A 13,521-nucleotide genomic window follows, 5' to 3' on the forward strand; every position below is an offset into this window, starting at 1 on the left:
CTCCTATTCCGGGTCTGTCCCGAAGTGAATGTCCGTGGTCGCGCGCAGCTGGCCCATCACCGTGTGCACCTGCTTGGCCAAGTTAAACGCTTTGGCAAACGCCGCGTGGTCGCCGGTCTCGATGGCGCGGCCAAAGTAGTCGGCCTCGTAAGCCAGGGGATTTTCGACTTGCGGCTTGGCCAAGTCTTGCGCATCGACGCCAAAGGTGTGCGCATGATCAAGCACGCCGGTCGCGCCGAAACTCAGCGTCGTTTTGCCAAAGTAGATTTCGCTTGGGGCCTGCGTGATGTAATTTTTCCCGATCAGCAAAGTCACGTTGCCAAAGTCGTAAGACAGGCTGGCCACCCCGCTGCCGTCGACCCCGCTGGACAGCACGTTGGGCAGGTAAACCACCTCGCTGGGCAGGCCAAACCAGCCGATGGCTGTGTACACGGAGTAAACGCCAAGGTCCATCAGGGCGCCGCCGCCAAAGCGTGGCGAAAAGATGTTGGGATCATCCCCGGCCAGATACGCATCATAACGCGAGGAGTACTTGGCATTCACCAGCGTTGCACCGCACAGCGCACCCTTGTGATTCTTCACGTAATCGGCGATCACTTGGTAATTCGGGTCATAAACGTGGCGCGCCGCCTCAAAGACTAGCTGGTCCGGATGGGCGGCCTGCGCCTCTTCAAGCGCCGCCAGCTGACTGCGGTCGGTCACCATCGGTTTTTCCACGATGACGTGCTTGCCCGCGTTCAGCGCCTGGATGGCCTGGCCCGCGTGCAAGCCGTTGGGACTGGCAATGTACACCACGTCGATTGGGCTGGCGAAAAACGCCGCCAAATCGGTGTAGATGGCCGCATCGTGGGTCTCGACGATAAACTGACGCGCCGTCTCCTCGTGGCGCGAGTACACCGCCGTGAGCTGAAAATGCCCGGTTCCTTCTGCCGCCTCCACAAACTGGACCGTAATGCCATTCGTGCCGATAATTCCTAATTTCAAAGTGGTCCCACCTTTCTCATTTTTCAAAGATGCTTTTAAAGATATTGTAACAGACCGATTTGATTCTGATACCTCAGCGTAACAACTGCATGCTATGATGAGGGTATCATAAATAGGGGGTCAAGGGATGCCATCATTCGTGCACAATCTCATTAAAGGCTTAAAAAACAGTGTGCCGCACCGGCATCACCGCCACGGCAACCCGGCGCCAACGCCGATGGAAACACTGGCCCAGCAGTACACGGGCCGTTATGCCTTTTTAGACGAGCTGACCAATAAAACCCACCAAATCGTGGTGTCAAAGGATCTGGCCATCAAAATTGACGGTCGGGTCCTGCCGGGCACAGTGACCGGCATTTCGACCGACCGCCTCACGTTCCTTGACCACTACGGCTACCAGCTCATCATCACCAACGGCGAAAGCGGCCCAACTAAGGTTTACGATGAGGCTGAAGACACCACTTACAACATTATCGCCCCGACGACCCCCACTGATGAGTCGTGACCATTCTGCGGGCGCACGCAAAAGCCGATCACTTCAATTGCGAAGTGGTCGGCTTTTTCTCATCTTCTAATTAATCCGGCTTAAGGCGCGCTGCGGGACGTCGACGCTGTCCACGGCTTCCCAGCGCGTAACGCCTTTTTTAGTGTTGTACACCAGCTTCAGGTAGGCGCCTTGCTTCAGCGGCCGAGCCTTGTTGGCGTTGAAGTCAAGCATTCGGCTATGCCCCTTTTCATCGTACCCAGTCAGGTGGTAGCGATAATCGGTGTAGTGGCGGCCTTTGTCGTCTTGCGGGGAAATCCGCTCGCCGCCGGTCGTGACCTTGGTATAGTAAGTCGTGCCGCCGTACGAAAGCACGGCCACTAATTGGTAGCCGCCAAACGCCAGCGCCAGCAGCAGGACCAGCCCGACCAATACTTTTTTCATCATCATCACCTCACCTGTTAGTATCGGCGCCAGTCAGTCTTTCCGCCATCGATTGACCTAACAGTTGGGTGACAATTTTGTTATTCGCCGGCCGCCTTCAGCGCCTGCTTACTGCCCATAAAGGCGACGGCGGTGTAGGCCGTACCGGCAGCGGTCAGCGTGCCGTCTTGCCAGAAAGCTGCGCCGTCAAACCGCGGCCTGCCGCCACTGATCACCCAGCGTTTGGCCGACCGGTCGAGGCCTTTCAACTCGCCCAGCGCGGTCGGGCTGCCCATCAGAACCAGCGGCCGCGTGGTGTAGCGGCGCAGCTCAACAATGAACGCCTGCACCTTGGCCTTCAGCACCGCAGGCTTGGGCGGGTGATCGGCGTAGCCACCGTAAAAAACCACGCGCAGCCCAATGGGCAGTGTGCCAATATTTTTGCCCACTTTCTCGGCAAAATAATCCGCCTGCGCGCCCGGGTCGCTGTCAAACGAGAAGTAGTGATACACCCCGACCTCAAGGCCGCTGCCGCTGGCCTGCTGATAGTTCGTGGCGAAACTGTCGTCAAAGAAGCTTGCGCCTTGCGTGCTTTTCAGGTAGACAAAGGCCACCCCGGAGCTTTGCAGCGCCTGAAAATCGGCGCTTCCATCGCTTTGCGACAGCACCACACCGCGCACGGGGTACTTGGCCACCCCGGTTTTGCGCTGAGTCCACAGCCAGCCACCAAGCGCTACCAAGGTGACGGCCAGCAGCACCCCAACGACCATCCAGATGCGGCGCCGCTTGATGTAAGTATTCGAGTAAATGGGCCGCTTGCGTCTGCGCCGCGCCATCCCTGTCGCCCCTTTCAGCAAATTACCACTATTATACCGATTTGCTGGCACGCCGTCAGAATTACTGTAGAATGAAGGTAGTTGATCGTTGTGACATCGCGTTCGCCGCCAACAAAATCAGCCCCAAGACCGATTTTGTCACCGGCAAACGGTCTATGATGTGGTCAGTTGCAAGGAGGCAGCACATGCTAGATGAACGCTTGATCGGCACGACATTCACCTTGACCCACCCGGGCAATGGCGAAGTGATCCTGTTTGGCATTCATTATCATTACCGGCTGCTCGACAGCGCGACCACTGGCGATCTTGTGGTCGTGGCTGAGGCTTCAGCACTCGGATTGGGGGTCCGGCTGGCCAAGCGGCAACTACAGTATTAGCACAGCTGAGCGCCGCGCTTGCGACAATCAAAGGAGGAGTTAACATGTTCGGAATTATCATTTGGGCAATCGTGATCATCGTTGCCATTTTTCTACTGATTATCTTGTTCTCCAGTATGGCCATTATTCATACCGGGGAAGTCGGCATCGTGGAACGGCTGGGGAAGTATGTCCAGACCCTGCAGCCCGGCTTCCATGTGGTCCCACCGTTTATCTACCGCATCACCGAGATCGTCAACATGAAGCAGATCCCGCTGAAGGTCGACGAGCAGGAAGTCATCACGAAGGATAACGTTGTGGTCCGCATTTCCGAAACGCTGAAGTACCACATCACCGACGTCAACGCCTACGTTTACCAAAACAAGGACTCCGTGCTGTCCATGGTCCAAGATACCCGCGCTAACCTGCGTGGCATCATCGGCAACATGGACCTGAACGACGTCCTGAACGGCACCGAAACCATCAACCAGACCCTGTTCCAGCAGATCGCCACCACCACTGCCGGCTACGGCCTGAACGTGGACCGCGTTAACATCGACTCGATCCAAGTGGACAAGACCATTCAGGAATCCATGAACAAGCTGCTTCGGGCTTCGCGTGAAAAGGAAGCCAACATCATGGAGGCGGAAGGCCTGAAGCAGGCCGCCATCGCCAAAGCCGAAGGGGAAAAGCAGTCTGACATTCTGCAAGCGGAAGCCAACAAGCAGACGCAGATCCTGGAAGCTCAAGGTAAGGCTGAGTCACAGCGCCTGATTGCCGAAGCCGTCCGCGACCAGATCAACTCGATCAACGAGGGACTCAAAAACAACGGCGACCTGTACCTGACCTACAAGAACGTTGAGGCCTTGGAAGCCCTGGCCAACGGCTCGTCCAACACCGTGGTCATGCCAAGTACCGCCATCGATTCACTGGGCCAGATTCCAGCCGTTGGCAAGGTCCTGGCCAGCGCCAAGCACGTCGAAAACTAACTGACCGTCCCGCAAACCGCCGGTATCCTCAGATGCCGGCGGTTTTTGATACCCAAGCCAATTATTTGTTTTCAGCCCTGCCCCGCGGATAATTACCTGTGGAGGTGAGTAACATGGCTGAATCATTGACGATCGTGATCCCGACATACCAGCTCGGCGCCTATTTTGAGCCGCTGCTGGCAGACCTGACGAACCAAACCGCCGACTTTATCCTGTGGCTCGTTGACGACGGCTCCACCGACGGCACCGCCGTCCGCGGCAGCGCCTTTGTTCGCGGCATCCCCAACTTTCACCACGAGGCGTTTGCCCACCACCGCGGCGTCTCCGCGGCCCGCAATTTTGGCCTGGCGCGGGTGACGACCGGCGCGGTGGCCTTCGTAGACGGCGACGACCGCATCGCCCCCACGTTTGCCGCCACGTTGCAGCAAGGCATGAGCACTGACGTCGCCGCAGTCACAATCGGCTACCGCTGGTTTCGGGCTGCACCGCAAAGACGCGAGCGCGAACTTCGCCTGGACCAGCGGGCCATGTTTGACCAGGTCGCTCATCACGGCACTGAAATTGGCGGCTATGTCTGGAACAAAGCCTTTCGCACCGCCGCGATTCGCCGCGCTGATCTACGCTTTGACGAACGCCTCCCCATCGCGGAGGACTACCTCTTTACCGCGAGCTTTGTCGCGGCCACGCCGGGCCCTTACGTCTATCGGCCCGCCATTTTGTACACGAAGCAAAACCGCCCCAACAGCACGATCCACACCGCCAACTGGGAAGCGCGACAGACCGAGGACCAAGTGTTTGACCGGATCCGCCAACTCGCTTGCCAGCTGCATTAAAAAAGGCGCCAGCCCACGGCCAGCGTCCTCTTAACGGCGTCTCATTAAGGCAAATCATTGCCTGCTGCAAAGTAGACATCGTACCACTCCTGGCGCGTCAGCTGCACGTCGGAGCCGGCTGCGGAATCCTTGATGTGCGCCGGATTCATCGTGCCAAGGATGACCTGGAACGGCACCGGCATACGCAAGATCCACGCCACCGCGATGCCATTTTTCGAGACGTGATACTTCTCGGCCAGCTCAGCGAGCTTGGCGTTCAGCTTGGGGAACTGATCATTGTCAATGTAGACACCGGCAAACGTCCCGTACTGGAACGGCGACCACGCCTGCAGCGTGACGTGCTTGCGCCGCGAAAAGGCCAGGACGCCGCCGTCGTGATCGACCGACCGCGTATCTTCCATGTTCACGTGCATGCCGACGTTGACCATGCCTGTGTGCATCACAGAGAACTGGACCTGATTAATGAGCAGCGGCTGGCGCACATTTTCCTGCAGGAATTCAAACTGCTGCGGATCAAAGTTGGACACGCCAAAGTGGCGCACCTTGCCGGCCTGCTGCAGCTCGTCAAACGCGGCAGCGACCTCTTCTGGCTCCATCAAGGGATCCGGGCGGTGCAGCAGGAAGGAATCCAGGTAGTCCACCCCCATGCGTGAAAGCTCGCCGTCCACGGCGTCGATCAGGTGCTGCTTGGAAAAGTCGTAGCGCTTGCCGAACACTAGACTGCCATGCGAGCGCGCCGGGTCGACGACGATGCCGCCCTTCGACTGAATGAACAGCTGGTCGCGGCGAATGCCGGACTGTTTCAGCGCAGCGCCAAAGACTTTCTCCGAGTCGCCTTGGCCGTAAATGTCTGCCGAGTCAATGAAGTTAATGCCGGCTGCCACCGCGGCGTTCAGGCTGGCCGCCGCCTCGTCTGTGGATAAGGCGTTCATGCGCATGATGCCCAGGGCCACGTTGGATGCTTCCCAGTTTGTGTTGCCAATTTTTACTGTTTTCATAATTTCACCTCACTTCGGTTTAACCACAGGCAAGTGCCGCCGTCAAGCCGGCTTCTGGTACAATAGCCTTATCGAGGTGTCGTGATGCCAAAAATTCAGCTCGCCAGCGGGATGCACATTGACGCCCGCAGTGCCAACTCCCAAGTTAAAATGCTCACTGCTTTGCAGCGCCTGCACGCTGAGGGCATCGCTTTTGAGTCCCTTAAGATCGGCAAATTTTGCCAGTATGCCGGCGTGTCCCGGGCCACCTTTTACCGGCATCACCAGGACCTGCAGGACATCCTGGCCGTTGAACTCCTGAAACAAATCGGCGCGTTTGAGCACCGCGTCGATCAGCGCACCATCATGGACTTTCAAAACGGCTCCGCGCTGATTGTCTCTGCGCTGCTGGACGCGCGGCGGCTGTGGCAGCTGATTGTCTGGGCCCACGCAGAGGACCGCGCCCGGTCACTCATGATCGGCGCCGTGCAGCGGGTGCTGATCACCCGCGATTACCCCAGCGCCGACCGCACGTTCATCAGCGAATGGCTGGGCACTGCCCTGCTCACGTTTGCGCTGCAAACTGCCCAGGTCGAGCCGGCCATGCCACCAGCCAAGGCGCTAAGCCTGTACCGCACGCTGATCCCGGATCTGCCGCCGATCGTCAATTAACCCCTACTCGCCGCGCGCCACGGTGCGTTTTTTGGCGAACGCAAAACGCCTTCACCCAGTTAGTCAATAACCGGGTGAAGGCGTGCTTTCGTTCAGTTCAGGCGAACTCAATGACCTTGTCGACTGGATAACGAGCAGACTTCATTTCGTCTTTCCCGTCCTTGGCCGGCTTGCCCAGCGCAATGGCCATGACCGGCACATAACGCTCCGGGTCCAACCCGAAGACCTTAGCTGCCTTGGTCGTGTCGTAGCCGCCGATTGGGTTGGATTCATACCCGTGCGCCCGCGCAATCAGCATCAGCTGAGTGGCCGCAATCGTACTGTCGACCGTGGAATCGTTCACGAGCATGGACTTTGGGGCCTTTTCGTACAGCGGCAGGAAGGTGTTCAGGACTTCGTCGCGCTTGGCCGGTGTGATGCGGCCATCCTCGCAAGCCTTGTTCCACAAGTCACGGTAGGACTTGAAGGCCAATGTGTCACCGAAAATCTGGATCATCGCGCTGCAGGTGTCCAGCTGCGGCTTGTTGAACTTCATGAAGTAAGAACGCAGCTTGTCCTTGCCTGCCTCGTCATCGACGATCACAAAGTGCCAAGCCTACAAATTGCAGGCAGATGGCGCGGTAATTGCCTCTGAGATCATCTGCTGAAGCTCTTCACGAGGGATCTTAACACTCGGATCAAAGTCCCGGACTGATTCACGGTGCAGCAATACGTCACCAAAATCGTTATTCACAAAAGCCATAAACGCTCATCCTTTCTGTTCATGAATTCGCTTACATGATTATTGTAAGCAACCCAATCGCAATAGAGAATGGTCAATTAGGACGGTTTGTCAGACATCTGACAAATCAGCCGCTTTGTTTGCTTTTTCCAGCACCTGCACGATGATCTGATCCATCGTGTCATGCAGCTGCTGCCGAATCGCTTCCGGCTTTTCCGGTAGCCCGGCGCGAAGCCAACGCACCAAAACGCTGACGAACCCACCGACAAAGAACTCGGCGACAAACTGCTGCGTCGCTTCGTCGACAGTCAGACGCCGCCCCTTGATCACGGCTTGAATGTACCCGTTCAGAATCTGCCGCATGGGGGTACAAAAAATCGCCTGGACCTCTTCCAGCGTGATATTCGCGTAAAAATTGGCGTACAGGTCGGCGTTGTCAGCCAGATAGCAGAGCAGCTGGTAAAGGTCCTCTTCCCAGTGGGTGTAGTCCGGATCTTTTGTTAGTAGGCTCAACGCCTCGTCGGCAAACGTCCACTGCAGCAGGCCAAAGAGATCATCAAAGTGGTAATAAAAGGTCGGCCGCGCCATGCCAGTGACCGCAAGCAAATCCTGAACCGTGATGTCTTCAAACGGCTTAGTCCGCAATACGGTTTTTAACGCCGCGGAAAAACGCCGCTTCGTTGCTAATGAAATCTCTGAATTCTTCATGGTTGCCTCCCCAGGCCAACGCTTGGCCCACTTGCCGGACTCCCGATGGCGTCATAGCAGCTGCACCATGTCATACCACACCTCACCGGCATGGACGGAAGCCGATTGGCCGTCGCTGACAAACCCATTGCGCTGATAAAATGGCACCAAGGCGGCCAAACAGGTCAAAGTCACGCCCACTCGGTGCTGCCGGCGACCAACTGCCGCCAGCTGCGCTAACAAAGCGGAACCGATCCCCTGCCCGCGAACAGTCGGCGCCACGGCCAAGCTCAGAATCGCCAGGTACGGCGCACTCGGTGAGTTGGGGTGGGCGGTCTCAAACAAATCATCCGTTAAGTGGCGCTGAGTGATGGCCGGACCGACAACATAGCCAACCAACCGGCCGCCTTGCCAGCCAGTGATAAAAGTCTCAGGATAGGCCGCGATTCGTGCCGCCATGCTGGTCTCTGTGGCGGCCTCAGCCGGGGTGAAACCGGCGTGTTCAATGCGCATAATGCCTGGCAGATCGGCAGGGCGCGCCAGTTGAAAAATCAGGCTCATCGCTGGGCCCCCAGAACATATTTTTCGACCGCGGCCGCCACACCGTCGTGGTCATTGTCCAGCGTGACATGCGTTGCGACCTGCTTCACGGCATCGATGCCGTTGGCCATCCCGATTGCGCACCCGGCCCACTTCAGCATCGGCAGGTCATTCGCTTCGTCGCCGCATGTCATGACCTCTTCAGCGGTCAGGCCCAGCTTGGTCGCCAGCGCCTGAAGCCCTTCGCCCTTGTTGGCCTTTGGATTCATGACCTCAAGGAAAAACGGGGTGGACCGCACGACGTAATACGCATCGCCAAACGCCTCCCGGGCGCTGGGCTCAATGGCATCCAGCACGGCCTTGGGCGCCGTCAGCATTCCCTTCACGTACCGGTAATCAGCCGGCGCCTGGGCGGGGCTGAGGCGCGTAATCCCGACACGGCTGTCGTAGGCCTGCCGCACCGCGTAGAAGCTAATATTGTCATTGGGCGAGATGACGGCGCCTTTGGCATCCCGCAAGTTGTACTTCAGCTGGTGCGCGTGCGCAAACTGATCGAGTGCGGCGAAGTCGGCCCGGCCCAGATCAAAATTGCTGAACTGCTCGCCAGCCAGCGACAGCGTCACCGCCCCGTTAAACGTGATGGCGTACTCGTTCGGTCCACTCAGCCCCAGCTGATCCAGCAGCGGCTGCACCGCCTGCACCGGGCGGCCCGTGCAAAGCACCACCTTGATGCCTTGATCATGGGCCTGCTTCAGCACAGTCACTGTGTGGGCAGTCAGTTGCCGCTTTGAATTCAGCAAGGTATCATCAATATCCGTCGCAATCAGTTTAATTGTCATAACTTTCCCCTTTGGTCGATTATGCCTCAATTATATCGCAGTTTCGAATTGCGCCTAGGCGCATAAAAAGCCGCCTGCAAGATAACAGACGGCCGTGGCGTTCCTAGAGAATCGACACGTTACCCTCGTCCAGATCAACATGGGGGAGGTAGGCGGTTTGGTTATAGACATCCACGTAGTACTGATCCGCCACCACACCAACAATTGACGTGGACAGATTTTTCAGTCCGAGCAGGTGATCGTTGCCGGTCAGGTGGCGCAACCCGAGCTGGGCGATGCCGCCGTGGGTCACGATCAGCGCGTTCCCGTCCGCCGGCAAAGCCTCAGCAATCTGTTTAAGCGCCGCAGCAAAGCGTTCGCCAGCTACATTAAAGTCCTCGACTCCCAGTGCGGTCAGCCCGGGATCATTTTCTCGGCGCGACAACTTTTTAAAAAGCGCAAGGTGGTCTTTCACCAGGTCGGCACGCTTTTGCCCCTCCCACTGGCCAAAGCCAATCTCGGTCAAACCAGTTACCGGCGTTAAGCGCAAGGCGTGGTGACGCGGCATGCGCGCCAGGATCAGGTTGCCAGACGTGACCGCCCGCGCCAAGGGGCTCGTGTACGCGGCCGCGAAGTCGTACTGATCCAGGTAGGCCGCCACCCGCTGGTAGGGCGTCAGATCGTCCTGCAAGACGGGACTGTCACCGCTGGCGCCCTGCAGCCGTTTTTCCACGTTCCACTGGGTCCGGCCGTGACGGACAATGAACAGCCGCTTCATTACAGCTGGCCCACGGTGTCGCCGCGCAGCCCGCGCCGCAAGGTCTCAAGCGCCGTGACTTCATTGCTGGCGATGTTGCCGAGGTTAATGCCGACGCCAAACTGGCGGATCAGCGCGACCTGCTGGCTCTTCAGCGGCGCCTCAAAAATCAGCCGGTCGGTGCCCCCTTTTGCTAATTCCTGCAGCTCGTTTTCAATGATATTGCCATCCGCATCGTAAATCCCAATGTTTTTGCCGGCCTCGCGCGCTTCGATGATGACGTAATTGGCGCCATTTCGAAGATCAGTTTGAATCTGCATCAACCGCTCGTGAATGCTGAGCTTGTGATCGAGCTTCGGGTCTTTCTTGCCGACTTCCGAAATGACGAACAGCCCCGCGTCCTTGGCCTGCTGGATTACCTGCTTGCGATTGCTGGCCGAAATGTTCGTCGAGCCGTCGCTGACCTCGACACCGCCAAACCCAAGTGCCTGCGTCTCTTTTAAAAATTCGGAGAACTGCCCATTCAGCAGTGCCACTTCAAGCAAGGTGCCGCCTGGGTAAGGAATCACGCCGGCTTCCCGATACATCGCCGTCTTTTTTTCGATCAACTCGCGGTCCATGGTCGCGGCCGTCCCCCAGCCGAACTTGGCGTAGTCGAGGTAATCCCCAGCGGTGGCCAGCAGGTCTTCGGTTTCGTTCAGCCCCAGCCCTTTGTCCAGCATCATTGTTTTGCCGCGCGGCGTCGTGGTCTTCGGCGTGTTCTTTAAGAATGCGTAGGCTTTCATCAATCAGTTGCCTCCTATGTGTTGATAACTCTCATTTTACCAGTTTAGTGAAAGCGTAATGTGACAAACATGTGAAACTTTCTCATACAAAAAGGCCGCCAGCCGGCAGCCTTCCTCACACTGAGTCAATTTTCTTACCGGTCCAGGACCGTGACGCTTTCGATACTGGTCGTTTGCGGAAACATGTCAACCGGCTGCGTCTGCTTAGCGTGGTAGCCAAACGCTGCCAGGGCCTTCAAATCGCGGGCCAGGGTCGCCGGATTACAGGACACGTAAACCATCTTCGGCGGCAGCAAAACGCCGACCGCGTCGATGAACTCCTTTGCCAGCCCCTTGCGCGGCGGGTCCACCATCAGCACATCGACCGGCAGTTTTTGGTCGCGCCAACTCTGCATGGCATCCTCGGCCTTGCCCACGGTAAAGGTCACATTGGTCAAGCCGTTAAGCTTGGCATTGTCGCGCGCGTCAGCAACGGCCTCCGGCACGATTTCCACCCCGTAGACCTGCTTGGCGTGCTTGGCCATGGCAAGCGAAATCGTTCCGATGCCGGAATACGCGTCAATCACCGTTTCCTGCCCAGTCAGACCCGCCGCCTCAATGGCCTGCGAGTACAGGACCTCAGTTTGCGTCGGGTTGACCTGGTAGAACGACACCGGCGAGATCTGGAACGTGTTCCCCAGCAGCTTGTCGGTCAGGTAGGAATGCCCGGCCAGCAGCCGCGTCTTTTTCCCCATGATGACGTTGGTGCGCTTGTCGTTGAGGTTCAGCATAATGCTGGTGACCTCAGGCAGCGCCTGCTGGATCCCTGCCACAATATCGTCCTGATGCGGCACGGCCCAAGAGGTGACCACCAGGACGATCATCATCTCGTGCGTATAAAAACCGCGTCGCACCATGATGTGGCGCACCAACCCGGTGTTGTGCGCCTCATCGTACCCGGTCAGCCCGTACTTGCGCAGCAAATCGCGCACCACGATGACGGCCGCATCGATTTTTGGATCCTGAATGTAAAAATCCTCCAGCGGCACCATGTCGTGGCTGCGGCGCTTGAAAAAGCCGGTCGTGGCCTGGCCGTTGATCTGCCGCACCGGGATCTGTGCCTTGTTACGGTAACCGGTGGGGTGGTCCATCCCCAGCGTTGGGCGCACCGGAATGTCCAGCCCCTGCTTCTTGAACAGTTCCTGGATCTGGTGCTGCTTGAACTTCAACTGCGCCGGGTACGCCAGGTGCTGCAGCGGGGCAATGCCGGTTTGGGTGTACGTGTGATCCACCGCATCGACGCGGTCCGGCGAAGTTCGTTCAAGCTTCTTGAGCTTGGCGAAGCCGTACTGCTTTTCGGTCTTCAACACATGGACCAGCGCCTTTTCCCCTGGCAGCGTGTCCTCGATGAACAGCGGGTAGCCGGCGACCTTAGCCACGCCCATGCCTTGGTACGTGAGATCTTCAATTTCGACTTCAAGTTCTTGATTCTTGACCACTGGGGTTTTCGCCACCATGGGCCTCCTTTCGCCGCAAAGCGGCAACGCAAAAATGACTCCACTCACTGTACCAGACCAACCGGCAACTCACAAGCGCCGCCGCGCAAAACAGGCGCCGGTCAAGGACACTGACCGACGCCTGCAGGCATTACTTGTCGTCACCAGACGCGATCTGCCCGTCGCCGTTCAGGTCCTGATGGGAAATGTTTTCCACTTCCTCAAGGTACCCCTGCTGGCGTACGAGGTCGATGTCCAGATTCTTCTTGGGGATCTCATCAACGTTGGCAAACATCTCGATGTGCTGCTTCAGGTTGACGAACGTCATCGGCGCGCTCCCACCGTAATCACCGTCGAGGTTGATCTTCATCTCGCCGCCGTCCTTGCGCGTCGCGACCAGCTTGGAAGTTTTCGTGTAGATGATGTTCGAGTCATCCACGTGGCGGCCGCCGTTCAGGACCTTGGCGATCAGCACCAGCATGTCCCCGAAATTGCCGGTTTTGACAACAATCAGCGAGAACTTGCCGTCACCCATGCTGGAATCCGGCACGATTTGCTCGAAGCCGCCGACGCTGTTCGTCATCGCCAGCAGAAACATCGAGGCGGGACCGTCGTACACCCCATCGTCGTACTCCAGGTGCATCGGCACGGACTGGATCGCCGGTAGCATTTCCGCCGCCTTCACCACGTATGCGAAGTAGCCAAAAATCGACTTAAACTCCGACGGTACTTGGTACGTCAGCTCTGTGAGCAGCCCGCCGGCCGCGATGTTCATGAAGTAGTGACTGTTGGCCTGGCCGATGTCCATCCGCAGGGTCTGCCCCTTCAGGATGACCTTGGCCGCGGCGACCGGGTCATCGCGCGGAATGCGCAGTGCCCGGGCGTAGTCGTTGGTCGTGCCGGCGGGAATCAGCGCCATCTTCGGTCGGTGCTTGTGCGGTGCGATGCCGTTCACGACCTCGTTGATGGTGCCGTCGCCCCCAGCGCCCACAATCAGCGCAAACCCGGCCTCAGTTGCCCGGCTGGCCTCTTTTTTCGCGGAAAAAGGTTCGGCGGTCGTCTGAAACGCCGAGGCTTCGTAGCCCGCCTGCTCCAACACGTCAAGGATGTCCGCGACGTACCGCCGCATGCCTTCATTACCCGAAGTTGGGTTATAGATCAAACGTGCGCGTGGGCGCATCGCG

Annotated in this window: 16 protein-coding genes and 1 pseudogene; 5 read left to right on the plus strand and 12 right to left on the minus strand. The window is 58.0% G+C overall.

Annotation, left to right across the window (positions count from 1 at the left end):
• Positions 1-3: 3 nt before the first annotated feature.
• Positions 4-984 (minus strand): Gfo/Idh/MocA family protein, encoded by a 981-nt coding sequence (locus tag FC75_RS05150; protein WP_054663717.1) that lies wholly within the window; start codon positions 982-984, stop codon positions 4-6.
• A 127-nt stretch (positions 985-1,111) separates the two neighbouring features.
• Here FC75_RS05150 and FC75_RS05155 point away from each other — a divergent pair, with 127 nt between their 5' ends.
• Entirely contained in the window at positions 1,112-1,489 is a 378-nt protein-coding gene (locus tag FC75_RS05155) for a DUF4828 domain-containing protein (RefSeq protein WP_235808704.1), read from the plus strand.
• A 66-nt stretch (positions 1,490-1,555) separates the two neighbouring features.
• Here FC75_RS05155 and FC75_RS05160 read toward each other — a convergent pair whose 3' ends face one another.
• Positions 1,556-1,912, minus strand: a complete 357-nt coding sequence (locus FC75_RS05160; protein WP_056989336.1) for a YxeA family protein — start codon at positions 1,910-1,912, stop codon at positions 1,556-1,558.
• An 80-nt stretch (positions 1,913-1,992) separates the two neighbouring features.
• The gene (locus tag FC75_RS05165) at positions 1,993-2,727 is read right to left on the minus strand and encodes a GH25 family lysozyme (RefSeq protein WP_056989309.1); all 735 of its coding nucleotides are present in this window, start codon (positions 2,725-2,727) and stop codon (positions 1,993-1,995) included.
• Positions 2,728-2,912: 185 nt separating this feature from the next.
• Between FC75_RS05165 and FC75_RS05170 the strand changes: the two genes are divergently transcribed.
• The 3 genes from FC75_RS05170 to FC75_RS05180 all read left to right on the plus strand — a co-directional run bounded on the left by FC75_RS05170 (position 2,913) and on the right by FC75_RS05180 (position 4,905).
• Positions 2,913-3,104: a hypothetical protein gene (locus FC75_RS05170; protein WP_054663709.1), complete on the plus strand. Its 192-nt coding sequence runs from the start codon at positions 2,913-2,915 to the stop codon at positions 3,102-3,104.
• Positions 3,105-3,148: 44 nt separating this feature from the next.
• Complete coding sequence (locus FC75_RS05175) at positions 3,149-4,072, plus strand: SPFH domain-containing protein (protein ID WP_056989310.1); 924 nt, start codon at positions 3,149-3,151, stop codon at positions 4,070-4,072.
• Positions 4,073-4,176: 104 nt separating this feature from the next.
• The gene (locus FC75_RS05180) at positions 4,177-4,905 is read left to right on the plus strand and encodes a glycosyltransferase family 2 protein (protein WP_082397747.1); all 729 of its coding nucleotides are present in this window, start codon (positions 4,177-4,179) and stop codon (positions 4,903-4,905) included.
• 44 nt (positions 4,906-4,949) lie between these two features.
• Here the strand turns inward: FC75_RS05180 and FC75_RS05185 are convergent, their stop codons facing one another.
• Positions 4,950-5,903: an aldo/keto reductase gene (locus FC75_RS05185; protein ID WP_054663703.1), complete on the minus strand. Its 954-nt coding sequence runs from the start codon at positions 5,901-5,903 to the stop codon at positions 4,950-4,952.
• Positions 5,904-5,987: 84 nt separating this feature from the next.
• On the opposite strand from FC75_RS05185, the gene FC75_RS05190 reads away from it, so the two are divergent.
• Positions 5,988-6,554, plus strand: a complete 567-nt coding sequence (locus FC75_RS05190; protein WP_054663700.1) for a hypothetical protein — start codon at positions 5,988-5,990, stop codon at positions 6,552-6,554.
• A gap of 97 nt (positions 6,555-6,651) precedes the next feature.
• Here the strand turns inward: FC75_RS05190 and FC75_RS05195 are convergent.
• The 8 genes and pseudogenes from FC75_RS05195 to FC75_RS05230 form a co-directional block, all read right to left on the minus strand.
• Positions 6,652-7,296 (minus strand): annotated as a pseudogene (locus FC75_RS05195) (nitroreductase family protein).
• Between the two features lie 90 nt (positions 7,297-7,386).
• A complete protein-coding gene (locus tag FC75_RS05200; RefSeq protein ID WP_056989311.1) occupies positions 7,387-7,983 on the minus strand; it encodes a TetR/AcrR family transcriptional regulator C-terminal domain-containing protein in 597 nt (198 codons plus the stop codon).
• A 51-nt stretch (positions 7,984-8,034) separates the two neighbouring features.
• A complete protein-coding gene (locus FC75_RS05205; protein ID WP_054663691.1) occupies positions 8,035-8,523 on the minus strand; it encodes a GNAT family N-acetyltransferase in 489 nt (162 codons plus the stop codon).
• A complete protein-coding gene (locus FC75_RS05210) occupies positions 8,520-9,341 on the minus strand; it encodes a Cof-type HAD-IIB family hydrolase (RefSeq protein WP_056989312.1) in 822 nt (273 codons plus the stop codon). The genes FC75_RS05205 and FC75_RS05210 overlap by 4 nt, the downstream gene beginning before the upstream one ends.
• A gap of 103 nt (positions 9,342-9,444) precedes the next feature.
• Positions 9,445-10,098 carry a histidine phosphatase family protein gene (locus FC75_RS05215; protein WP_056989313.1) on the minus strand — a complete coding sequence of 218 codons (654 nt, stop codon included), beginning with the start codon at positions 10,096-10,098 and terminating at the stop codon, positions 9,445-9,447.
• Positions 10,098-10,862 carry a phosphosulfolactate synthase gene (gene comA / locus FC75_RS05220; protein ID WP_056989314.1) on the minus strand — a complete coding sequence of 255 codons (765 nt, stop codon included), beginning with the start codon at positions 10,860-10,862 and terminating at the stop codon, positions 10,098-10,100. The genes FC75_RS05215 and comA overlap by 1 nt, the downstream gene beginning before the upstream one ends.
• Before the next feature lie 134 nt (positions 10,863-10,996).
• On the minus strand, positions 10,997-12,355 hold the full coding sequence (rlmD, locus tag FC75_RS05225; RefSeq protein ID WP_056989337.1) for a 23S rRNA (uracil(1939)-C(5))-methyltransferase RlmD: 1,359 nt from the start codon (positions 12,353-12,355) through the stop codon (positions 10,997-10,999).
• Between the two features lie 133 nt (positions 12,356-12,488).
• Positions 12,489-13,517 carry a diacylglycerol kinase family lipid kinase gene (locus tag FC75_RS05230; protein ID WP_056989315.1) on the minus strand — a complete coding sequence of 343 codons (1,029 nt, stop codon included), beginning with the start codon at positions 13,515-13,517 and terminating at the stop codon, positions 12,489-12,491.
• Between the last annotated feature and the right edge of the window lie 4 nt (positions 13,518-13,521).

Origin of the sequence: Lacticaseibacillus camelliae DSM 22697 = JCM 13995 (assembly GCF_001436615.1) — a bacterium.
Taxonomy (GTDB): domain Bacteria; phylum Bacillota; class Bacilli; order Lactobacillales; family Lactobacillaceae; genus Lacticaseibacillus; species Lacticaseibacillus camelliae.